The organism is Ktedonospora formicarum (assembly GCF_016587355.1).
Classification (GTDB): Bacteria; Chloroflexota; Ktedonobacteria; order Ktedonobacterales; family Ktedonobacteraceae; genus Ktedonobacter; species Ktedonobacter formicarum.
The window spans coordinates 1,180,000-1,203,473 of the sequence record NZ_BNJF01000002.1 but is presented as its reverse complement, the minus strand read 5'-3'; the positions used below and the strand labels follow the sequence as shown (position 1 = coordinate 1,203,473).

At 53.9% G+C, this 23,474-nt stretch carries 18 protein-coding genes and 1 pseudogene; 13 read left to right on the top strand and 6 right to left on the bottom strand.

The window, feature by feature from the left end; translation table 11 throughout:
* The first annotated feature begins 41 nt into the window (after nt 1-41).
* From K3T82_RS24045 to K3T82_RS24015, 7 genes are all read left to right on the top strand, one after another.
* Entirely contained in the window at nt 42-1,418 is a 1,377-nt protein-coding gene (locus K3T82_RS24045; RefSeq protein ID WP_220196095.1) for an extracellular solute-binding protein, read from the top strand.
* Between the two features lie 134 nt (nt 1,419-1,552).
* Nucleotides 1,553-2,491 carry a carbohydrate ABC transporter permease gene (locus K3T82_RS24040; RefSeq protein WP_220196094.1) on the top strand — a complete coding sequence of 313 codons (939 nt, stop codon included), beginning with the start codon at nt 1,553-1,555 and terminating at the stop codon, nt 2,489-2,491.
* A 285-nt stretch (nt 2,492-2,776) separates the two neighbouring features.
* Nucleotides 2,777-3,592: a carbohydrate ABC transporter permease gene (locus K3T82_RS24035; RefSeq protein ID WP_236031475.1), complete on the top strand. Its 816-nt coding sequence runs from the start codon at nt 2,777-2,779 to the stop codon at nt 3,590-3,592.
* Nucleotides 3,593-3,654: 62 nt separating this feature from the next.
* Nucleotides 3,655-5,253 carry an alpha-amylase family glycosyl hydrolase gene (locus K3T82_RS24030; RefSeq protein ID WP_220196092.1) on the top strand — a complete coding sequence of 533 codons (1,599 nt, stop codon included), beginning with the start codon at nt 3,655-3,657 and terminating at the stop codon, nt 5,251-5,253.
* A 267-nt stretch (nt 5,254-5,520) separates the two neighbouring features.
* Complete coding sequence (locus K3T82_RS24025) at nt 5,521-6,324, top strand: AraC family transcriptional regulator (RefSeq protein ID WP_220196091.1); 804 nt, start codon at nt 5,521-5,523, stop codon at nt 6,322-6,324.
* Nucleotides 6,325-6,451: 127 nt separating this feature from the next.
* Nucleotides 6,452-7,435, top strand: a complete 984-nt coding sequence (locus K3T82_RS24020) for an NADPH:quinone oxidoreductase family protein (protein WP_220196090.1) — start codon at nt 6,452-6,454, stop codon at nt 7,433-7,435.
* Nucleotides 7,436-7,751: 316 nt separating this feature from the next.
* Nucleotides 7,752-9,005 carry an aminotransferase-like domain-containing protein gene (locus K3T82_RS24015; RefSeq protein WP_220196089.1) on the top strand — a complete coding sequence of 418 codons (1,254 nt, stop codon included), beginning with the start codon at nt 7,752-7,754 and terminating at the stop codon, nt 9,003-9,005.
* Between the two features lie 79 nt (nt 9,006-9,084).
* On the opposite strand, the gene fabF is transcribed toward K3T82_RS24015, so the two are convergent.
* Nucleotides 9,085-10,320, bottom strand: a complete 1,236-nt coding sequence (fabF, locus tag K3T82_RS24010; RefSeq protein WP_220196088.1) for a beta-ketoacyl-ACP synthase II — start codon at nt 10,318-10,320, stop codon at nt 9,085-9,087.
* A gap of 204 nt (nt 10,321-10,524) precedes the next feature.
* Nucleotides 10,525-11,457 carry a cation diffusion facilitator family transporter gene (locus tag K3T82_RS24005; RefSeq protein WP_220196087.1) on the bottom strand — a complete coding sequence of 311 codons (933 nt, stop codon included), beginning with the start codon at nt 11,455-11,457 and terminating at the stop codon, nt 10,525-10,527.
* A gap of 536 nt (nt 11,458-11,993) precedes the next feature.
* On the opposite strand from K3T82_RS24005, the gene K3T82_RS24000 reads away from it, so the two are divergent.
* Nucleotides 11,994-12,413 carry a DUF4383 domain-containing protein gene (locus K3T82_RS24000; RefSeq protein ID WP_220196086.1) on the top strand — a complete coding sequence of 140 codons (420 nt, stop codon included), beginning with the start codon at nt 11,994-11,996 and terminating at the stop codon, nt 12,411-12,413.
* 44 nt (nt 12,414-12,457) lie between these two features.
* On the opposite strand, the gene K3T82_RS23995 is transcribed toward K3T82_RS24000, so the two are convergent.
* The 4 genes and pseudogenes from K3T82_RS23995 to K3T82_RS23980 all read right to left on the bottom strand — a co-directional run bounded on the left by K3T82_RS23995 (nt 12,458) and on the right by K3T82_RS23980 (nt 16,969).
* Complete coding sequence (locus K3T82_RS23995; RefSeq protein WP_220196085.1) at nt 12,458-13,282, bottom strand: sugar phosphate isomerase/epimerase family protein; 825 nt, start codon at nt 13,280-13,282, stop codon at nt 12,458-12,460.
* Nucleotides 13,283-13,296: 14 nt separating this feature from the next.
* On the bottom strand, nt 13,297-14,463 hold the full coding sequence (locus tag K3T82_RS23990; protein ID WP_220196084.1) for a dihydrodipicolinate synthase family protein: 1,167 nt from the start codon (nt 14,461-14,463) through the stop codon (nt 13,297-13,299).
* 18 nt (nt 14,464-14,481) lie between these two features.
* Nucleotides 14,482-15,642, bottom strand: coding sequence for a Gfo/Idh/MocA family protein (locus K3T82_RS23985; RefSeq protein ID WP_220196083.1), 1,161 nt, complete (start codon nt 15,640-15,642; stop codon nt 14,482-14,484).
* A gap of 106 nt (nt 15,643-15,748) precedes the next feature.
* A pseudogene (locus tag K3T82_RS23980) lies at nt 15,749-16,969 on the bottom strand (MFS transporter).
* Nucleotides 16,970-17,250: 281 nt separating this feature from the next.
* On the opposite strand from K3T82_RS23980, the gene K3T82_RS23975 reads away from it, so the two are divergent.
* The 5 genes from K3T82_RS23975 (at nt 17,251) to K3T82_RS23955 (ending at nt 23,461) form a co-directional block, all read left to right on the top strand.
* The gene (locus K3T82_RS23975) at nt 17,251-18,279 is read left to right on the top strand and encodes a LacI family DNA-binding transcriptional regulator (RefSeq protein ID WP_220196081.1); all 1,029 of its coding nucleotides are present in this window, start codon (nt 17,251-17,253) and stop codon (nt 18,277-18,279) included.
* Between the two features lie 231 nt (nt 18,280-18,510).
* On the top strand, nt 18,511-19,377 hold the full coding sequence (locus K3T82_RS23970) for an IclR family transcriptional regulator (RefSeq protein ID WP_220196080.1): 867 nt from the start codon (nt 18,511-18,513) through the stop codon (nt 19,375-19,377).
* A gap of 42 nt (nt 19,378-19,419) precedes the next feature.
* Entirely contained in the window at nt 19,420-19,956 is a 537-nt protein-coding gene (locus K3T82_RS23965; protein ID WP_220196079.1) for a (2Fe-2S)-binding protein, read from the top strand.
* Nucleotides 19,953-22,475 (top strand): xanthine dehydrogenase family protein molybdopterin-binding subunit, encoded by a 2,523-nt coding sequence (locus K3T82_RS23960; RefSeq protein ID WP_220196078.1) that lies wholly within the window; start codon nt 19,953-19,955, stop codon nt 22,473-22,475. Before K3T82_RS23965 ends, K3T82_RS23960 begins: the two co-directional genes overlap by 4 nt.
* Nucleotides 22,475-23,461, top strand: a complete 987-nt coding sequence (locus tag K3T82_RS23955) for an FAD binding domain-containing protein (RefSeq protein WP_220196077.1) — start codon at nt 22,475-22,477, stop codon at nt 23,459-23,461. Before K3T82_RS23960 ends, K3T82_RS23955 begins: the two co-directional genes overlap by 1 nt.
* Nucleotides 23,462-23,474 lie beyond the last annotated feature (13 nt).

Genomic DNA, 23,474 nt, shown 5'->3' with positions numbered 1-23,474 from the left:
GCGCCGACGCACTTAGGTTTTCGCTGAGAAAGGAAGGTATCATGAATACTGATCAGAGCAATCTCATGGATGATTTCATGAAAGGCAAGATTGGCCGCCGCACATTTGTGCGCCAGGCAACGGCGCTGGGCATCTCGCTCTCCAGTATCGGAGCCATTATGGCTGCCTGCACTACTGGTGGTAGTGGTAGCAGCAGTGACTCCATCAAGTGGCAAAACTGGGCCAACACAGGTGAAATCCAGCGCTTTAAGGACTTCACCGCGAATTACAATAAGACCCACAACACCAACGTTCAATACACCTTCATCCCCTCAGCCAACAATAACTATTTTACAAAGATCTTGACCCAGCTCAATGGTGGCGTTGGGCCAGACGTTTTCTATGCTGGTGACGGTGATGTTGGTAAGCTCGTTGCGAACAAGACCATTCTTGAACTGAATGATCTGCTCAGCAGCTCGAAGAGCAAAGAGAAAGCTGAAGACTACAATCCAGCCCTGTGGGGTGCTGCCAAGACGCAGAGCGGTAAGATTTTCGGTGTCCCCGTCGACTGCAACCCTCTGCTGCTCTGGTATAACGAGAAGGTGCTCGAGGATGCTGGTGTTACCACCATGCCCGCGACCCTGGCCGAGCAGGGCAAATGGACTCGCGATGCCTTCCAGGAGGTCATCGACAAGGTTTTCGCTACAAAGAAGTCAGGCTTCATCCTCGAAGCCTGGGCGCTACAATTCTGGGCGTGGTGTACAGTCAATGGCGGCAAGGTCTATGACAAGGACGGCTATGGCGACCTCATCGCACAAGACGATCCAAAGAGCATGGAGGCACTAACCTGGCTTTCCAACAATGTTCGCCAGAAGAAAATTGTGTATGCTGGTAGCCTGCCGAAGGGCCAGGGTTCAGACCTCATTCTGATTAGCGGTCAGACAGGCTTTGTCTCCGCTGGTCGTTGGCTGCTCCCCGAGTTCAAGGCCGCGAATGGCATGAAATATGATTGTGTCACCTTCCCCTCCACCGATGGTAAGATCGCGCCTGCTCCTGTAGCTCTTGCATACATGGTCATCAATGCCAAAACCAAACTCAAGGATGCAGCTTTTGACTTCCTGACCAACTTTGTTTCCGCTGATGGTCAGAAATTCAGACTGAGTGGCGGCGGTAACGCTGTGCCATCGATCCAGGCTGCTGACGCAGAAAAGGTCGTCACTGACGGTAATGATCCTAAGCACGCTCAGTACTTGCTCGACGCTCGTAACGCTGGCTACGGTCTCTTCCCAGCGGAAGGCAACGCCCCTGGCTTGAGCGACGATATCAAGACAATGTTCGATGGAATCTGGCTGCAAAATAAGGATATTAAGACCTCTCTAGCGAACTTTGCTAAGACGGCGAATCCACGCATCCAGAAGGGACAGCAGGACGCAAAGTAGGTATTCTCAGGGCATATGAACTACTAACCTCCTTGTCTCAGATCGCAGGGAAAGCAACACACATAAGTGGAGCTTTCCCTTGCGGTCTTATTCAACCATTAGAACACAGCGAACGAAGGTAGAGGTCATAGGTTATGGAATATCAGATTCAATCGCGGGAGGGGACTCAGGTACACGCACCAAAGAGCAACCGGCACGCGCGCGAAAGAAAGGATGCTCTCTGGGGGTACGTCTTCATTCTGCCACAGTTGCTGGGTATGCTAGCATTCTCCTTGCTTCCTCTGTTAACAGTATTCTACTTGAGTACGGTAAGTTGGGACGGTCTCGGCCCCATTCAATTCGTTGGTCTGCAAAACTTCATTGATCAGCTCACCAGCGATGATTTACGCATCTCCCTCTTGCACACGGTATACTACACTGCGCTCTCCGTGCCCGGAGGTCTCGTCTTAGCCTTGCTCATCGCACTTGGCCTCAACAATGTGCGTGGGAAGAGCTTCTACCGGGTACTCTACTTCATGCCATATATCACGGGCTCAGTCGCAGTGGGTGTGATCTGGGGCTGGCTGTTGAACACAGACTTTGGTCTGATTAACAATATGTTGCGCAGTTGGTTCAACTTCAATGGCTTCGGCTGGCTCACAACCTCGCAGCTTGTCATTCCGTCTCTGGCGATAGTAAGTATCTGGCAGGGATTGGGCTTCAACATGATCATCTTCCTGGCAGGCTTGCAAGGTATTCCGGCAACCTACTTCGAAGCCGCACAGATCGATGGCGCAAATAAATTCCAGGTCTTCTGGCGCGTTACGTTGCCTCTACTAACACCAACCATTTTCTTTACAACGGTTATCTCGGTCATCAACTCCTTCCAGGTCTTCGACATCACCTTCGTGCTTACAGGTGGCGGTCCAGGCAAAGATAGCTACACAATGGTCTATCTCCTCTACCATCAAGGCTTTGAGCAAGCTCAGTTTGGTAATGCGAGTGCAACCGCGGTCATCTTGTTTGTCATTATCCTGGCACTCACCCTGCTTCAGTTCCGCCTCCAGAGGCGTTGGGTGAACTACGAAGTGTAAGTGCGCTTACTCCTTATGCGAGAACCTGAGCGTACTTGTTACTACGAACATCAACCCTCATACGAGGGCACGGCGCTGCCTTAGCAGCGGCAGCTAGCGCGAACGCACTCAGATGTTTGTGCAAGAAATACGCGCCAGCCACATCAGTGGCGTTAGGTATCGTATAAACCCCTTAGAAAGTGAAGTGAGCTGATGTTACAAGAAACAATCACACAAAATGCTGAACAGACGGGACGGAAAGAAGTCAGCCGAGCTAGAAAATCATCGCCAAAGAAGGCGTCGGGTATGGCTACTACAGTATTGCTCCACGCGGTACTGATTCTTGGCTCACTCGTCATGGTTGTGCCGTTCATCTGGATGCTGGTAACGTCGCTGGAAGGGACAGCACAGTCATTTAGCGTCCCACCAGCCTGGATTCCCAATCCCGTTATGTGGGAAAATTATCCAAAATCACTTGCGGCGCTCCCTTTTGATCTTGCCTATATCAATAGCGCAATTGTCTCACTTGCGGTAACAATCTGCCAGCTAGTTACCTGTTCCATGGCTGGCTATGCCTTCGCCCGCCTCAAATTCCCTGGGCGCAATATCATCTTCTTCGCCTTCCTGGCTACTTTGATGATTCCATTCCAGCTTACCATCATTCCGATCTTCATTACGATGAAGAATCTGGGTATCCTGGATACGCTGGTCTCCCTGATCCTTCCTCCAGCACTCTTTAGCGCTTTTGGCGTCTTCCTCATGCGCCAGTTTATCATGGGCTTACCTATCGAACTCGAAGAGGCTGCCATTGTAGATGGGGCCGGACGCTGGACAATTTTCTGGCGCGTTGTGCTGCCCTTGCTCAAAGCCCCGCTTTCGGCGCTGGGTATCTTCGCCTTCCTGGGCCAGTGGAATGACTTCCTGAGACCCCTTATCATGCTCAATACGCCCGAGAACTTTACGGTGCCGCTGATGCTCAATCAGTTCCGTGGGCAGTACGCGACTGAATGGACCCTGGTCATGGCTGGCTCGGTCATCGCAGTTGTTCCCGTCCTGATCGTATACATCATCGCGCAGCGTCAGGTCATTCAAGGCATTGCCATGACTGGCTTGAAGGCGTAAACTTCTACCTTATTAGCTTATCCATATTACCTATTCCAGGCAAAGAGAGGATGCAACGACCCATGCCACAACACCATCCCTGGTGGCAGACCAGTACGATCTATCAGATTTATCCACGCAGTTTCCATGATAGTAATGGGGATGGTGTTGGTGATATCCCCGGTATCGTGAGCAAGCTAGACTACTTGACCTGGCTAGGGGTCGATGCCCTCTGGCTCTCACCTATCTATCCATCACCAATGGCCGATTTCGGCTACGATATTAGCGATTACACGAATGTCCATCCTCTCTTTGGAAGCCTGACTGATATGGATGCCTTGATTCAGCAAGCGCATCAACGTAATCTCAAGGTTATTCTGGATTTCGTACCCAATCATACTTCTGATGAGCATTCCTGGTTTCAGATGTCGAGGTCTAGCCGCGATAATCCGAAACGGGATTGGTACATCTGGCGCGATCCCGCTCCCGATGGCGGTCCACCCACAAACTGGGCAAGCACATTCGGTGGTCCTGCCTGGCAGTTCGATGAGCTGACAGGGCAGTATTACTTGCATCTTTTCGATGTGAAACAACCCGATCTCAACTGGCGAAATCCAGAGGTGCGTCAGGCGATGTATGATGTCCTGCACTTCTGGCTGAAGCGGGGTATCGACGGTTTCCGCATCGATGTGCTATGGCTCTTACTTAAAGATGACCAGTTCCGCGATAATCCGCCCAACCCTGACTGGAAGCCTGGCGATCCTCCCTACGCGACCCAGAGGGATATCTACACCGCAGATCAGCCCGGCATTCATGACATTGTACGTGAGATGCGCGCCACACTAGATGAGTACAGCGAACGTGTCATGATCGGCGAGATCTATCTTCCAGTGCACCGCCTGGTTCGCTATTATGGCGAGCACCTGGACGAAGCCCATCTACCTTTCAATTTCCAGCTTGTATCGATGCCAACCTGGGAAGCGCAGGCTGTTCAGCAGATTGTTGAAACCTACGAGGCAGCGCTCCCTGCTGGTGCTTGGCCGAACTGGGTTCTAGGCAATCATGACCAATCGCGTATCGCTTCACGTATCGGTCGCGAACAGGCTCGCGTCGCACAGATGCTTCTATTGACGCTCCGTGGCTCGCCAACCTGCTACTATGGCGATGAATTGGGAATGTCCAATGTGAAGATTCCTGTGGAACTCATACACGATCCCCAGGGAAAGGATAATCCTCAATACAGTCGTGATCCCTATCGCACGCCAATGCAGTGGGATACCGGCTCCAACGCTGGCTTTGGCCCTTCTGGCACGACTCCCTGGCTACCAGTTGCTGACGACTCCCAGAACTATAATGTGAGTGTTGAGCAGGAAGATTCAAAGTCGTTCCTGACTCTGGTCCGCAGCCTGCTGTCGCTACGACGAACGCTACCCGCGCTCACAATTGGTGAACTGCGCATCATCGCACAGTCAAACCCGAACTGTTTTGTCTACCTGCGTCAGAACGGAGACCAGCACTACCTTGTGGCGCTCAATTTTTCGGGAGAAGAGCAACTTGTGGCGCTTCCAGAGCAAGGAACGGGCCGTGTATTACTCTCAACCAGCCTTGACCGTGAGGGAGAGCATTCACTTTCAGAGCTACGCCTGAGAGCCAATGAGGGACTGCTCATCGAGCTTCCATAACTTCACCCTGTATGTAGCCGTGCCGCTTTTGCCGCGGCACGGCTACATTGCGTTCTCTTCCGTCAGGCCGCTTGTTTGGGACGAGCACGCATTGGCTAAAGCACTGCTGAGTGCATCCCTGTCACGACTAACCTTGCCATTTCAGCTACCTTCGATTACCTCTCACGTATGCATCGAACTATTGACATCTTACCTTGTTTAGGCCCACAATAGGGAGAGCTAAAATTGACCAGAAGGTGTCTAGAATGCGCATTTTGTATGGAAGGTATGAACGAGAACAATCATATCCTATGGCCTACTGAGGTCTCTCTTGGTGACGTTTACTACCCACCTGGAGGTGGCTTTGGCCCCCGCAAACAACCGTATCTACAACTCGTCTTCCTCCATAGCGGACATATGACAGTCTGGATCGATAAGGTAGCTCATGATGCGGGGCCCAATATGGTCTTTTTACTCTATCCAGGGCATGAAGAGCTTTTTCGCTTCGCTGAACATGAAGTTACCTATCACTCCTGGTTACACGCGGATATACCGGACCTGGCACCAGAACTCGCCACCCGTCTCGCGTCTATCCCACGCCCCTTACCACTCACGCCAACTATGCTACAATTGCTCCACAGCGCGCTCGCGCTACAGCCAGCAAGTCTCTCTACCACGACCGAACTTCTCAAGACACTGGCGATGCAGATGTTCTGGCTCTACATTGGTGAAGGTGAACGGCACGTGCGCTATGGACATGTGCTCGCTCACTCGACGGTCGAAGAGGCTCGCCTTTACATTCATGCTCATCTCTCCGACCCCCTCACGCTGGAACAGATCGCGCAAGAGGTGTCCATCAGTCCATCCTATCTGATTCGGCTCTTCCAGACACATCTACAGGCAACTCCTATCTCCTATCTCTGGCAGGCTCGCGTCGCGCATGGTATCTCGCTTCTTCAGAAAACGGGCCTCTCCGTTCAGGCCATCGCTGAACAATGTGGTTTCCAGACTCGCCATCACTTCTCGCGTCGCGTGCGTCAGGAGTTAGGATATGGCCCCCAGGAAGTTCGTAACCGCTCCTGGCTACGCTAAACAATACGTTGAAGAATGCCCAACTATGCTACAATAGTGCATAGCGCATTCAACCTTCTTTTTCAGGTTCAAGGATGAGATGCCTGAGTAGTACAGAGAACGTACATATATTGAAGGAGAACGTACCATGAAAGCCGTGCTGTGCAAGGCATATGGTCCCCCCGAAAGTCTTGTCATAGAAGAGATAGAGCCACTCAAGCCAGGCAAAGGGCAGGTTGTTATTGCTGTGAAAGCCTGCGGCGTCAATTTTCCCGATACCCTCATCATTCAAGGAAAGTATCAATTTCAGCCACCAATGCCTTTCTCACCAGGGAGTGAAGTCGCGGGCGTTGTGAAGGCGCTTGGAGAAGGCGTCGAGGCCGTGCATATCGGCGAGAGGGTCATTGCCTTTACGCTATTTGGAGGCTTCGCGGAGGAGGCGCTCGCCGAAGCCTCGCAACTCATTCGCATTCCAGATGGGATTGACTTCACTACAGCCTCTAGCTTTGTCATGACCTATGGCACCTCGCATTACGCACTCAAGAATCGGGCGCGCCTACAACCCGGCGAGACACTGCTTGTACTTGGCGCTGCCGGAGGGGTTGGCTTGGCTGCGGTCGAGCTAGGCAAAGTTATGGGCGCGTGCGTTATCGCTGCGGCTTCAAGCGCCGAGAAACTAGAGGTATGTCGCCACTATGGTGCGGACGAGGTAATAAATTACGCCAGTGAAGACCTGCGCGAGCGTATACGCGCCCTGACGGCTGGTAAGGGCGTAGATGTGGTCGTAGATCCAGTAGGAGGAAGCTATTCTGAAGCAGCCCTACGGGGCATGGCCTGGGATGGGCGCTTCATGGTCATTGGCTTTACGGCTGGCGAGATCCCACGTATCCCTCTCAACCTGATGCTCCTCAAGAGTTGCTCTATTGTAGGCGTCTTCTGGGGTGCCTTCGCAACTCGCGATCCTCAACGAAACCAGGAGAACCTGGGCGAGCTGCTCTCCTGGCTCGCCAGCGGTCAACTTAAACCTCTGATCTCCCAGAAATATCCTTTGAACCGCGTTGCCGATGCGCTACAGAGCATGCTTGCCCGCAAGGTGACCGGCAAAGCCGTTCTCTTGATTGATGCAGAATAGAGGTTAGCTCTATATCTCAAAGCAAATAACCGTCACAATGGAAGAAAGGTAACGTCCAGGGCCAATTTTTAGTAGACCCCGGACGCTACCTCTCTTCATCTACAAACCACGGCTAAGGGTGAGACATATGGAACAGTTATGTGGGCAAAAACACCCCTATGTCTTGGTCGAATAGTACCAATTGGCCCAATTTCTCTACCTACTCATATAGATTGGCTGTAGACATTCTGGGCTTCACGCCTTATGATAAAAAATATTTAGCCACTTGAGCATCTACGCGGCAAGGGAATTCAGGAGCTAGAGGAGAGAGGTACCTATGCAAAACTTTTGGGACCAACGGTATGCCCAACGTGTCAAATTGATGAAAAGTTCAGCTATTCGCGATCTGCTAAAACTCACCGAGCAGCCAGAGATTATTTCTTTCGCGGGTGGTCTGCCCGCGCCCGATGTATTTCCAATCGAGCAGGTTGACGCTGCCTCCCACAAGGTATTACAGGAGCGCGGCGCGCAGGCACTCCAGTATGGACCCTCGGAAGGCTATGGCCCACTGCTTGAGCTAATCGCGCGTACCGCTTCCCGTGATGGCCTCCCCATTACGCCGGAAAATGTTTTCATCACCTCGGGATCCCAGCAAGGGTTAGACTTTATTGGACGCTTGCTTGTAAATCCAGGGGATCTTGTCCTTGTGGAGTCACCAACCTATATGGGCGCATTACAGGCCCTGGCTCCCTATGGCGCGGAGTACGTGACCATTCCCTCGGACGAGCATGGCATGATTACCTCCTCACTAGAAGAGGTGCTGGCAACCAGGAAGCCCAAACTAATGTATGTCTTGCCGAACTTCCAGAACCCGGCAGGCGTGACGATGAGTTTGGAGCGCCGACGACAATTAGTAGAGCTTGCTATCCGTTACGAGATACCAATCATTGAGGATGACCCATACTCACAATTACGCTTCGAGGGAGAACATCTACCATCGCTACTAACCCTTGAAAATGAGCTACGCGGTACAGAAGAGGATACCTACCGGGGATACATTATTCAATTGAATACCTTCTCCAAGGTGTTAGCACCGGGTCTGCGCGTAGCTTGGATGATAGCCGCACCAGAACTGGTTCGCAAGCTAGTCCAGTCTAAGCAGGGAGCCGACCTCCAGACCGCGAGCCTGAACCAGATGATCGCCTATGAGTTGATGCGCGATGGCTTCATTGAGCGGCATATCCCCCTTATCCGCCGCACCTATCGCGAACGGCGCGATGTCATGCTCAATGCTATGGATGAACACTTCCCCGCTTGCATCCACTGGACACGACCAGAGGGTGGCATGTTCCTCTGGATCACGCTGCCTGAGGGGATGAACGCGACCGAGCTATTGCGCGAGGCCGTCAAGGAGAATGTCGCCTTTGTGCCGGGAGCCTCCTTCCATGCCGAGGGTGGCGTACAGAATACGCTGCGCCTGAGCTTCTCCAACGCGACACCAGAGCGTATTCGTGAGGGAATCGCGCGCCTGGGTCGGGTCTTCCATAAAGCGGTTGCCGCTCAGACCACCACCGCTTCCACACACGTCTGATCACACTTCGAGATAACAACAGGGCTACGCTGTTTCCTGGTGAACGCGTAGCCCTACTTCATTTTAGAGGATTTGTATGCTACTCGTAGCGCTGGAATGCCAGGCAAGTATTGTGACCGCCAAAACCCATTGAATTGGATATCGCGACCCGTACATTGCCAGAGCGCGCCTGATTGGGAATGTAATCAAGGTCACACGCGGGATCGGGATTCTCAAGGTTGATTGTGGGCGGCATAATGCTATTCGTAATGCTAAGAATGGAAATCGCGGCTTCAATCGCGCCAGCGGCCCCAAAGGTATGCCCAAGCATAGATTTGGTTGAGCTAATCGGGATCTTATACGCATGCTCGCCCAGGGCGGCTTTAATCGCCTGCGTCTCTGTGGAATCATTAAAAGACGTCGAAGTGCCATGCGCGTTGATGTAATCAATCTGCTCAGGAGTGAGGTCAGCAGTCTGTAACGCGCGACGTATGGCGCGCGCCATGCCTTCGCCGCCGGGCGCGGGTTCAGTAACGTGGTAGGCATCCGCAGTCGAACCATAGCCAACCATCTCGGCGATGATGGGAGCGCCACGCTCTAACGCGAAGTCCAGATCTTCCAGCACAAGCATACCCGCGCCTTCTCCCATCACAAAGCCATCGCGCTGAGCATCGAATGGGCGACTTGCTCGCTGTGGCTCATCATTACGCCGCGAGAGAGCATGCATATTGGCGAATGCAGCCATTCCCAAAGGCGTAACAGCTTTCTCTGAGCCACCGGCGAGCATAACACGTGCTGTTCCGCGCCGAATAGTCTCCCACGCCTCACCAAGCGCGTTACCACCGGTCGCGCAGGCCGAAGCGGCGGCCCACACTGGTCCCTGCGCTCCCGTTAGCAGAGAAACCATTCCTGACGCGGCATTCATCATTAACATTGGGATAGTAAAAGGGCTGACACGCGAGGGGCCTTTGTCTTTCAATACATAGATCTGATCGTGTATTGTATTCAATCCGCCCACACCACTGCCAATGTATACTCCAACCTCTGGGGCCAGGTCTTTCGTGATCTCTAGGCCAGACTGGGCAAGCGCCTGCCTCGCCGCTCCGACTGCAATGTGCGTGAATGGGTCATTCCTACGCGCCTCCTTGCGATCCATATACTGGCTCGCGTCAAAGTCCTTCACTTCGCCCGCGAACCGTACAAGGTACTCGCTCGCGTCAAAACTTGTGATTGGACTAATTCCAGAACGACCCTGAAGTAATCCCTTCCAGGTCTCTTCAACTGTATGTCCCAGGGATGTCACCATTCCCATGCCTGTCACAACTACACGCTTCATAATGTTTATAAGTCCCTTCAAAAGTATATATTCAAGCTATCGATGGCATGTTCTCGTTTCTTCCTCACTATCCCCCATGCCTCACTCTTCTCTAACTACTTATCCTCAACCTGTAGAGCATAATTGTATAACATAGGGAAAGGATACTGGTAGTCGCTGCGGAGCGTTACCAGTACCCTTTCCCTATGTGTGCCTGTATATGCATTACTGCGCCCGTGCTGCCACTATCTCATCATGCTCATGATTATGGGTGTGCTCCATGCAACAGTAGAGGCCCTGTGAGGAGCAGGATTTTTTTGCTGCTGTGTGGCACTCAAACTGGATTGTCGTGTGACCAATGTTATGGTCTTTCTTCAACATCGTCTCCAGATTTTGCAAAATGAGCGCGCTCTGGCTCATTAACTGATCATCAATATGCACATGGCAGGAGAGAGCATACATTCCACTGGTGATACTCCAAACGTGCAAATCATGAACATCCTGGACACCTTCGACACTCTTCATGTCATCGACTAAAGTCTCCATATTGACATCTTTGGGTGCTGCCTCCAACAAGATATCAGTTGTTTCGCGGAAAATACGCCAGGCGCTTAGCGCTATGAGACCCGCGATACCAATTGAGAGAATAGGATCTGCGATGGTCCAGCCTGTAAACATGATGATGAGGCCCGCGAGAATAACACCAACCGAAGCCCCTACATCACCAAATACGTGCAGGGCAGCGGCACGGGTATTGAGGTTATCGCCTTCTTTCTGTAAACCAAAGCCAATAAACAAATTGACTACGATACCCACTCCCGCTGATACAAACATAACCAAAGGCTGTATCGGCTCTGGATGCTGGAAGCGCTGAATAGCCTCCCACAGAATCCAGAAAGTTATTAAAATGAGTGTGATAGCATTGACCATGGCCGCAAGAATACCTACACGGTGATAGCCAAAGGTCTTACGGGCGTTGGCGGGTCTTTCAGCCTGTACGGCTGCGAACCAGGCTAGCCCTAATGCGAAAAGGTCTGTGACAACATGGCCTGCGTCAGAGAGCAGAGCCAATGAATTTGCCATGATACCGCCGATGAGTTCGGCCGCGAGGATAAAAAAGGTGAGGAAAAAGGCCAGGCGCAAGGTTTGCTTCGCCATATTGTGCACATGTCCATGCGCATGATTATGTTGATGTTTCTCCTGCATTCTTTTTACTGCCCTTTCCTTACATAGATTATTCAATTTAGCATATGCTTAATTATACGGTCCAAGCATAATGAATGCAATAGGTCGGTTTATCTCCTGAGATTGCATTCTGTAACCTTCGTATTCCTCATTATTGTGCAGGGTATTCCAATTCTTGGCATCAGTTCATCACTTCGGCTTGTTTTTCCTTTGGTACCAAGAGTAAAGGTAGGAGTGCAATATTTTGCCTTACCATTGCGGAATTTAGTGCATATCTGGTAATATTATACTGCGAAATACACCAGAGCAGGAAAAAGTTATCACTCCTGCCTCTAATCTCATCCTCTCCTTTAAAGCTTTTGTAGATCGTTTACAAGGAAATACGTATTTTGTAGGTGATTTATAGGCGAAGAATATATTACATGCATACGTCACGCAACATATGAAAGCAATAACCTGTACAATGGGAGCTTAAATTGAGTCGTGGCGTAGCCAAAGGAGGCGCGGGTATGCCCTGGACAGTAAATCGCTATTTTACCCTGGCTATCGCGGTCATTTTCCTTATTGTAGGCACCTGGGGAATCGCTGTAACCTCCACTATGCAGGTTGGTAGCCTACTCATCTTCGATGTGGATATAGTCCACAACTTCTTCTTCTTTTTTACGGGCACAGTGGCAATGATCGTTACAGTGCTGGGTCCTGACTGGTCAAAGCGCTTTAATCAGATCATTGGGATTATCTATCTCGTTGTGGGGCTGCTAGGGCTGGCCTACCCTACACTCTACTTTGATGGTCGGCTCCTCGGCATCATGCATGCGAATCTGGCGGACCATATACTCCACCTCTTCATTGGGCTGGTCGCCATTGTTCTCAGTTTCTCTCCCGAGGGTCTCGCAGTCACAACTCAATCTCAGGATGCCACAGGCTAGGCGTTTTCCGGTCCGGGGTGCCAGCATCCCGGACCGGAAAGCAATTAGACACAGCTCAAATAGCGCTCACTCATCAGGCTCAAGATCTGCGCACCGGGCATTTGCCAGAGCGCCTCGTTGAAAATCTCAACTTCGATAGGACCTCGATATACGGCAGCCTCTACAAGCTGACGCAAGCGCCGTAGCTCAATGACGCCATCTCCCATCATGCCACGTCCATTGAGCATATCTGGCGTTGGCACAAGCCAGTCGCAGACATGAAAGCCCAGGATATGCCCGCGTGCGGCTTCAATCTCGCGCTCAAGCTCAGGGTCCCACCAGACATGGTAAGCATCGATAACGACGCCAACATTAGGATGTGCGAGACGCCGTACAAACCCATTGGCCTGCCCCAGTGTGACAATCACTGAACGATCCCCGGCATACATCGGGTGAAGTGGCTCTATGCCAAGGCGCACACCATACTCTTGCGCGTAGGGCAGGAGCGTGGCTATACTTTCCTCGACATAGGCTCTCGCGGCTGGCAAATTGCGGTCGGCGGCGGGACCACAAACCAGCACCAGCGTATCAGTACCCAGGGTAGCGGCCTCCTCAATGGCTCGCCGATTGTCATCGAGACGCTCTTGCCGCTCACGCTCACTTCCGGCGCAGAACCAACCACCACGGCACAGGCTGGAAACTCGCAATCCCGCATCCTGCACGATACGCGCGCTCTCCTGTAGGCCCGTAGCCTCAACCTTGTCGCGCCAGAGGCCGATGTAAGGAATGCCAGCCTGCACGCAACCTTCGACAGCCTCGCGCACGCTCCACGGCTTCGTGGTCATCTGATTCAAACTCAGGCGCGAAAGATCGCGCAATGGTTCTTGCATAACTCATTCCCTCCTTATCCGGCAATTCCTGCCAGGGCCAGCACGCGCCGCATTCGCTCACAGGCTAGATCGGGATTCGCAAGCAAGCCAGCACTATCCGCCAGCATAAACAGGTCCGCGAGATGGACCAGCGAGCGGGCGCTCTCCTGTCCGTTGACCATGCGGAAATGCTCCTGATGCCCGTTGAGATAGGCCATAAAAACGACACCCGTTTTATAGGAATAGGTGGGAGCCTGGAAGATATGGCGCGAGAGCGGAACAGTGGGAGCCAGGATTGACTCATAGCGTTCCCATTCCTCCTCGTCGAGGGCGTGGAGCGCGGCGGCGGCGGCAGGCGCGATGGCATCGAAGATGCCCAGTAAGGCGTGACTGTATCCCTGCTCATCGCCGCGAATAAGGCTGGCGAAGTTGAAGTCGTCCCCTGTGTACATCCGCACGCCCTCAGGCAGTTGCCGCCTCATCTCAATCTCGCGTTCCGCATTCAGCAGCGAGATTTTGATACCCTCAACCTTCGCGGCATGTCGTCGAATCACTTCCAGGCATACCTTCATGGCCTCGCCATGCTCGCGATGCCCCCAGTAGCCTGCCAGTGCCGGATCAAACATCTCGCCAAGCCAGTGTAGGATCACAGGCTGCTTTACCTGAGCAAGAATAGCGCCATAGACACTCGCGTAGTCTTCTGGTCCGCGCGCGCAGGCTGCGAGCGCCCGACTTGCCATCAGTATGACGCGTCCTCCCTGCCCTTCGACATACGCGCACTGCTCCTCATAGGCCGCTCTGACCTCCGCAAGTGTCACACTCGGGCTAGGTATGAGGTGATCAGTGCCCGCGCCACAGGCCACATCTCCCCCGCAGGCTCGCGCCTCCGCCAGTGAGCGCCGAATCAATTCCCTGGTAGCGCTCCAATCCAGGCCCATACCGCGCTGAGCCGTATCCATTGCCTCAGCAACCGTGAAACCCAAACCCCACAGATGTCGGCGGTACGCCATGGTAGCCTCCCAGTCCAGAGTGGCGGGGCTTCCAGGAGTATTATCTGCATAGGGGTCCGCGACGACGTGCGCTGCCGCGTAGGCCTTCCGCTCACGCGCCGGAGGACTACTGGCGGAAAATGGCATGTACTCAGAGAGTGTATAGGTCTCAAGGGTATGGTCCGCGCGTGGTAGCCGTAGCTGATAGCTCATGTATGCTTCCTTCCTCGCCTAGCGCGCTTCGTCTATCAGGTCTGGCACATCAACCCAACGCCGCTCGCGCCATGAGCGCAACCCTAATTCCGCGACTTGTACGCCTCTGGCACCTGCCAGCAGATCCCAGGCAAACGGCTCATCATCCACAACATGCTTGAGGAATAGTTCCCATTGCACTTTGAAGGCATTGGCGAAGACCTCATTATCGGGCACATCCTGCCAGCTAGCGTAGAAATCGATAGGGTTGGGAACATCGGGATTCCAGATGGCGCGAGGCGTGTTGACACGGCTCTGGACCTTGCATTCACGCAAACCCGCCACCGCGCTACCATGCGTACCATCAACCTGGATTGAGAGGAGTTCGTCGCGGTAGACACGCACACACCAGGACGAATTAAAGTGAGCTACGATCCCGCCCTCAAGCTCAAAGGTCGCATAGGCAGCATCATCGGCAGTGGCGGCGTAGGTATGCCCCCGCTCATCAACGCGCTCCGGAATGTGGGTCGCGCCAAGACAGGACAGGGACTGGATCTCTCCGAAGAGGTTCGCCAGTACATAGCGCCAGTGACAGAGCATATCGACAATGATGCCACCGCCCTCTTCCTGGCGATAATTCCATGATGGGCGCTGGGCCTCCTGCCAATCTCCCTCGAAAACCCAATAGCCAAACTCGCCGCGCACCGAGAGGATGCGTCCGAAAAAGCCACTCTCAATAACGCGCTTAAGCTTCATCAGGCCCGGCAAGAATAGCTTGTCCTGTACTACACCATGCTTAACACCCGCCGCGCTGGCCTGCCGCGCCAGAGCCAGCGCTGACTCGGTATCAGTCGCGGTTGGCTTCTCGCAATAGATATGCTTGCCTGCTCTAATGGCAGCGCTCACGCTCTCCACACGCCTTGTCGTTGTCTGCGCATCAAAATAAATCTCATCTTCGGAGTTCGCCAGGCAAGCGGCAAGATCGTTACTCCAGCGCTCGATCCCATGAGCCTTCGCTAATGCCCTCAACTTCTCTTCATTGCGCCCCACCAGAATGGGGTCAGGCATCAATCTGTCCCCATTCGCCAATCGAACCCCACCCTCATTCCGTAACGCAACAATAGAGCGCACAAGATGCTGGTTCGTCCCCATACGACCTGTCACGCCATTCATGATTATGCCTATTCGTCTCGTCGCCATCGTATAATCCTTTCCATTACTCTATGGAATTGTAGATTTTGAAGTGTCAGCCCAATACTAATTCACAGCAGGCTCATGAGCCCCTTGATCGGTCTCGTCGCTAGCCTCAGACCCTATACGCGTCACGCGACTCCTTACCCAGAGCAGTAACGACAATGGTAACCACGAAGAAGATGCCCGTAACGAGAGCCAGAGCCAGGCCATAGTTTCCCCCATAAGCCACGGCAATATTCGCTTAGATAGTCGCGTTCGCAGCCGCGATCAGGTTCCCAAGCTGATAAGTGAGACCGGGGAAGGTGCCACGTACCTCGGCAGGTGAGAGTTCGTTAAGGTGAGCCGGAATAACACCAAAGGCCCCCTGGACCATAAATTGCATCAGGAAAGCTCCAATGGTGAGCATCAGAACTGTTGAAGAGAACGCCCAGAGAGGGGTTATCAGCAAGGCTAAGACCTGAGCTATAATGATTGCCCTGCGCCGCCCAATCTTCTGTGAGAGGGTGCCAAAGAGCACGCAGCCCAGTAAGGCCCCGATGTTGTAGATAATGGCGATAGTTCCCGTTACCTGCGGCGTGAGTTTATGCTGCGCCTGCAAGAATGTTGGGTAGAGGTCCTGTGTGCCATGGCTCATGAACTGGAAGGCCGTCATCAGTACCACAAGATAAAGGAAGAGTGGGAAACGATGAATGATCGCATGCCAGATGTTACCAGTGCTGGCACGACCTCGTTCCTGGGCCTGCCGCCATGCCGGTGATTCCTTGACTCCCAGGCGTAGAAAGACCGCCAGCAAGGCCGGGATGGAACCTATGAAGAACATACCGCGCCACCCCACATAGGGATAGGCGACGGCGAAGACGACTGCCGCGAGCAAATAGCCAATCACATAGCCGCTCTGCAAAACACCAGAGAAAAAGCCCCTGGACCGCTCGGGTATCGACTCCATAGCGAGCGATGCCCCTACGCCCCACTCGCCTCCCATAGCAATCCCAAAGAGAGCGCGTAATACCAGTAACGCCGTCAGAGAAGGGGCGAAACCAGATAGTAGCTCCATCAATGAATAGAAAATAACATCAATCATCAAAGCCGGTCGCCGCCCAAAGCGATCCGCGATCAGGCCAAAGATCAAAGCCCCAACCGGGCGAAATGCCAGCGTTAGCGTTATCGCTATCGTTACCGCTGGCACACCAACTTGAAAATCCTTTGCTATCGACTGCACCACAAATACGAGGATAAAATAATCGAAGGCATCGAGGGTCCAGCCCAAAAAGCAGGCAATAAAGGCATTACGCTGATCGCCATTCAAGGCACGGAGATGCGACAGAACATCCATTAAACAGGCACTCCTTTCGCTATTACCTCATAGCATCTCAACACTGAGAAAACGTTATCTTCCCTATGACTGAAGAGAATAGACAGCAGACCCATTCTCTAAAGGGAAAAATAAAGCGCAGATTTCGCACCAGCCATGTTTACCTGATAGTAAACCTTTACTATCAAAAACTATAAAACAATTGATTCGCCTTTGTCAATGTGAGGCGCTAACTTGACAAGCCGCGTTCTTTCAGCAATACTTGCGAAGAAATGCATTACTGATCACAGGAGAGGTGTTAGATGGGGAAACAGACAGCATCCATTGTCGATGTCGCCAAACGGGCTGGCGTTTCAGTCGCCAGCGCCAGCAGGGTTCTTAGCGGTTCCTCATATCCGGTCAGCGATGAGACGCGACAAAAGGTCCTTGAAGCCGCGCAGGCTCTAGACTATGCCCCCAACACGCTCGCGCGAAGCCTTCGCGCGCAACGCAGCAATCTTATTGCGGTCATTGTTGGTGATAACGCCGACCCCTACTTCGCAGAGATCACGCGCGGCGTCGAAGAAGTCGCCAATGAGCGTGGCTACCTCACTATCGTCTGCAATACCGACCGCCAGAGCGACCGTGAATTGCACTATCTGCGTATGCTTCAGGATTACCGGGCCGATGGTGTTATCTTCGCTGGCAGTGGACTTAACGAGCCGGAATACCTTGAACAATTTGAGAAGATCATCGAGACAATGCAAGCACGTGGAGCGGCAATAGTTGCTCTGGCTCAGCATACGCTTCAGTTGCCCACAATTCAGGTGGATAATTTCGGTGGTGCTCGCGCCATGACCAGGCATCTGATTGAGCAGGGTCACAGGCGCATCGCCTTTGTCTCTGGACCCACGAATCTACTGGTCGCGACTGCGCGACTTCAAGGCTACACCGCCGCTCTGGTTGAGGCAGGCCTATGCGTTGATTCAGACCTGATTCTCCCTGGCAACTTCAACCGTGAAGGCGGTGAACAAGCTGCGCATAAACTCGCTCAGTTCGCCGCAGAGCAGCGCCCCAGCGCGGTCTTTGCCGCGAACGACGAGACCGCCTTCGGGGTCTTGAGCGGTCTGAGTAGTCAAGGCTGGCGCATTCCCGCTGACATCTCCATCTGTGGCTTCGGTGACCTGCCAATGGCAAGTGTGGTCTATCCACCTCTCACCACTGTTCATATCGGCTTACGTGAACTTGGGCGCTCAGGTGCGCACAAACTCCTGGCTCAGTTACAGCGTGAGGAAATAGAGGCAAACGAGATTATACCCACCTCACTCTCTATACGCTGCACAACCAGTTAGATGCCGCTGCTGAAGCGATGCGGCTACATATGATGAAAAGTATACGAACGTAAGCGCGACATCAATTGCATCTTACGTTTATATACGCTCCCTCCTCTCTATGTAGCCGCAGAACTTGCGCCTGCGCCATCCCTATCTCAAATGCCTCTCCACTAGAAACCCTATATGTAGCCGCGTCGCTTCAGCAGCGGCAGCCTGCACCATCATATGTGCTCCCACTAAAGAGCATAATTGACATCACTTCTCCTCCCTATGTATACTGTTCTTATGAGCAAACAAATTGTTCGCCATTCTGAACAACAGGGCATGTTACCTGCCAATGGCACAAATGGAAGCGCCTCCGCTACACCTATGGTCGAACGGGCCTTTCTCCTGCTCGATCTGCTGGGAGCATCCGAACGCGGCATGACGCTCTCGGATCTGGCTCGCGCGCTGGATATGAGCAAGGGCAGCTTGCACGGGCTACTCAGAACGCTAGAAGCAAGCGGTGCGGTTGAACAGGACTCTGAGAAGCTCTATAGCCTTGGGCCGCGTGTCTTTGATCTGGCCCAGCGCTACATTCAAGGAGCGGGCTTGCGACGCTTCGCTCTCCCGGCTATGCAACGCCTTGCCGCAACCAGCGACGAGACCGTACTACTGGGACGCGTCGAGAGTAATGGAGTGCGTATCCTCGAAATCGCGCAAACGGAGAACGAGCACGCTGGCCTGCGCATCACCGCCCGGCAGGGAAGCAAGGTGCATATGTTGGCGGGGGCGACAGCTCGCGTCATTCTCGCTAGCTGGCCTCCTGAGCAGCGCGAGGCATACTTGAGCGAGCATGCACTCCCACGCTTTACCGATCACTCTGTTACTGATAAGGCGCGCTTCCTTCGCGAAGTCGAGCAGGTTGCCTACCAGGGCATTGGCATGGATTACGGTGAATATCTCACAGGCGTCAATGCCGTCGCCACGCCTATTCAGGGGCCAGGCAATACGCTTATAGCTCTTTTGTGGATCGTTGGTTTCGCCTCACGCTTTGGCGTGGAGCGTATGACAATACTAAGCGAGCATCTGCACACGGAAGCTCAGAATATCTCACGCTCGCTACTCCATATCTAGCATCTCTCTTGTTGCCTATTCATCAAGGAGTGAGCTATCGCAATGCAACGTATGCTAATAACTCTCAACATCAATGGCGAGGAACGAGAGGTCGCGGTACAGCCTCACCATACACTACTGGAGGTCCTGCGCGAAGATCTGGGGCTGATCGGCACCAAGCACGGCTGCGAATTGGGCGAATGCGGAGCCTGTACAATCCTGCTTGATGGGGCACCCGTACTCTCCTGTCTTCTCTTACCTCTGGCTCTCCAGGGACGCGCCATCACTACTATCGAAGGTTTGGAGGATCATGGGCAACTACACCCACTCCAGGAAACCTTCGCCGAGTTGGGTGCTGCCCAGTGTGGCTACTGCACGCCTGGTATGCTACTGGCAGGCGCGGCCCTGCTAGCCCACAACACACATCCATCACGGGAAGCGATGAAAGAGGCCCTGGCAGGCAACCTCTGTCGCTGTACTGGCTATACCAAGATTTATGAGGCTATAGAGGCTGCGTCTGAACGCATGGATGAGGAAAAGCATAAGGCTGCTTTGCCAGGTCCGTCGTCGAACGGGATAGGAGGCAAACGACGATTATGAAAGAACAGCTATCCGACTACAAGCAGCCTCACCCCTATAGTATAATAGGTACGTCCAGGCCTAAGGTTGATGCCTATCCCAAGGTCACCGGGCGCGCGCTCTACTCTGACGATATTATGCTACCGCGCATGCTCTACGGCGGTCTCTTGCGCTCCCCTCACCCACACGCGCGCATTATCGCCATCGATACCCGACCCGCGCTCGATCTGCCCGGCGTGGTCGCAATCCTTACGGGTGAAGACCTCCCCCAGCGCTTCGGTATTCTTCCCTCTAGTCAGGACGAACTGGCGCTCGCTATCGATAAGGTCCGCTATGTTGGTGACCCAGTAGCGGCTGTAGCCGCGCTTGATCCCGATACCCTTGAGCAGGCAATCAAGCTTATTGAGGTTGAATATGAGGTTCTACCCGCGCTCATGAGTATAGATGAGGCTCTGGCCCATCCCGAGGTGAAGATTAACGATGAGGCACGCATAGGCAATATTCATAAGGCTGTTTCCTATGAATTTGGTGATATGGAGCAGGGCTTCACCGAGGCCGATTATACGCGGGAGGACTGGTTCTACTATGAGGGCAATAATCACGCGCCCATCGAAGAGCATGCCTGTGTCGCGAACTGGGAACCTAATCCCGCCGACCCCGAGGGTGGCAAATTAACGCTCTGGTCATCAACTCAGACACCTCACTATGTGCATCGTGAGGTGAGTAAGGTGCTCAAGCTTTCACCATCACATATACGCGTGATCGCGCCCAATGTGGGTGGAGGCTTTGGGGGTAAGTCCGATCCCTTCTCCCATGAGATATGCGCCGCCGAACTTGCGCGCCGTACCGCGAGGCCGGTTAAGATCACCTGCACGCGCGAGGAGGTCTTCCTGACACACCGAGGACGCCACCCAGTCAAGATGTGGATCAAGACGGGCGTCAAGCGCGATGGTACACTCACCGCCATGCACTTCCGCTCCTTCCTTGATGGCGGAGCTTATGGCTCCTATGGCATCGCGACGACCTACTATACAGGTGTGCTCCAGACAGTAACCTATAAGCTTCCCTGCTACAAGTTCGAGGGGATGCGCCTCTTCACCAATAAGCCGCCCTGCGGACCCAAGCGCGGACACGGGACTACACAACCTCGCTACGCTGTTGAGGTCCATCTCGATAAGCTCGCACATGATCTAGGCATGAACCCGCTCGCTCTACGCCAGCACAATCTGATTGAGCCCTATACACGGACTATCAACGGCCTACGCGTGACCAGTTGCGCTCTCGGCAAATGTCTAGAACAGGTCGCGGATCGCTCGCACTTCACGACTCGCAGTCAGGATCGCTCGCGCCAGGACACAGGGCCGGTACGGCATGGTCTGGGAATCGCCGCGTCATCATATATCTGTGGTGCGGGAAAGCCAATCTACTGGAATGATATGCCGCACTCTTCAGTACAGATTCGCCTGGATCGCGGGGGTGGAGTGACCGTTTACTGCGGAGCGACAGATATTGGGCAGGGCTCAACCTCCGTCCTAGCCTATATCGTTGCCGAGGAACTTGGCATCACACCTGAGCATATCCACCTGGAAACCGCCGATACGACGCTGACGCCCGTTGATCTGGGTTCCTACTCCAGTCGCGTGACATTCATGGCTGGCAACGCCGCTATTAGCGCCGCGCGCAAGCTTAGAGAGCGCCTCTTCGAAGTCGCAGCGGTACGCCTGGATGTGCCAACCGAGCAACTAAATGCTGCGGACAATATCATCTATGATGAGGAAGACCCTGGACGCTCTCTCCCCTTCACGCTAGCAGTCCAACTGGCGGAGGCGCGTTATGGCGGGCTGGTCTCGTCCGGCTCTTACGCGCCCCCTGACAATATTCACGGCGATTATAAGGGCGCGGGAGTTGGTCCCTCACCCGCCTACTCCTATTCTGCCTGTGTCGCGCGCGTCGCGGTCGATTGCGAGACTGGCGAGCTGACGGTCGAAAAGCTCTGGTTGGCTCACGATGTTGGTCAAGCCCTCAATCCCCTGCTGGTTGCGGGACAGGTTGAGGGGGGCGCGTATATGGGCTATGGCGAGGCCGTAATGGAGCAGCAGATCTTCCGCAAGGGGCGGCATAAGATTCCCTCTCTGCTCGATTACAAGTTACCTACGACGCTTGATACGCCAGAGATCGAGACCATTCTAATCGAAGAGCCCGACCTTGAGGGTCCATTTGGCGGCAAGGAAGCAGGACAGGGTCCACTCAATCCGGTCATTCCCGCCATTGCTAACGCGGTCTACGACGCCATCGATGTGCGCATCGACGAGACGCCGATCACGCCCGATAAAATTCTCCAGGCACTCAAAGCCGCTTCAGGTGCGCGCACCCAGATTCGCGCCGTCAAGCCTAGCATAGCACCCGATCCCTGGCCCACACGCCTCATCAAGTGGGAGCCTAATGCCCAGGCTCATATCATCGAGCCAGCAAGCAACCGCGATCAGTTTAAAGACTATACAATGTCGGACCCTGCTACACTGAAGGGGAGGAACATCTAATGTTACGCCTGCCACCTTTCCGCTATCTCGCTCCCTCCTCACTGGATGAGGCCGCTCGTATGCTCGCTAGCGAGGGGCCCGACGCCATGCCTGTCGCGGGCGGCACCGACCTCTACCCCAATATGAAGCGCCGCCAGTTCACGCCCGGCGTACTCGTTGGGATCGGCCATCTCTCCGAACTGGCTCACATTGAGGGCTCGCCCGAAAGTGGTTTGCGCATCGGAGCTGGCGTATCATTGACGACCATCGCGGAGCATCCCCAGATTCGGGCAAGCTATCCCGCGCTTGCTCTCGCCGCCGTCTCGATCTCTACTCCCCAGTTGCGCAATATGGGCACCATTGGCGGAAATGTCCTGCTTGATACGCGCTGTAACTACTACAATCAGACCGAGTTCTGGCGCCACTCCATCGGCTACTGCATGAAGCGCGATGGCGATATATGCCTGGTTGCTCCAGGCAGTCCGCGCTGCTGGGCTATCGCCTCGGCGGATACCGCGCCAGTGCTGCTTAGCCTTGATGCCCGTGTGACGCTGGTCAGCGCTCATGGCACGCGCCAACTCCCAATTCGCGATCTCTACCGCGACGACGGCATGCGTCCCTATACCCGCGAACCAGATGAGTTGCTTACAGAGATTGCGCTCCCCTCTGCTCAGGGCTGGCAAAGCACCTATCTCAAACTGCGCCGCCGGGGTTCTTTCGATTTCCCTCTGCTAGGGGTCGCTGTCGCGCTCCTTCGAGATGAAGAGGGCACTATTCTCGACGCCCGGTTGGCTCTCGGAGCGGTCGCCTCGCATCCCGTAGAGGCTGATGACGCTGCCGCGCTCCTACGCAATCAGCGCCTCGACGCCGAGCTTATTGAGCAAGTGGCTCAAGTCGCCACAAAGCGCGCCAGACCTCTCGACAACGCCGATCTGACCATCAACTACCGCAAGCAAGTTACACCTATCTACATCAAACGCGCCCTGACTCAGCTTTTAACTATATAAATATGGCATCAAG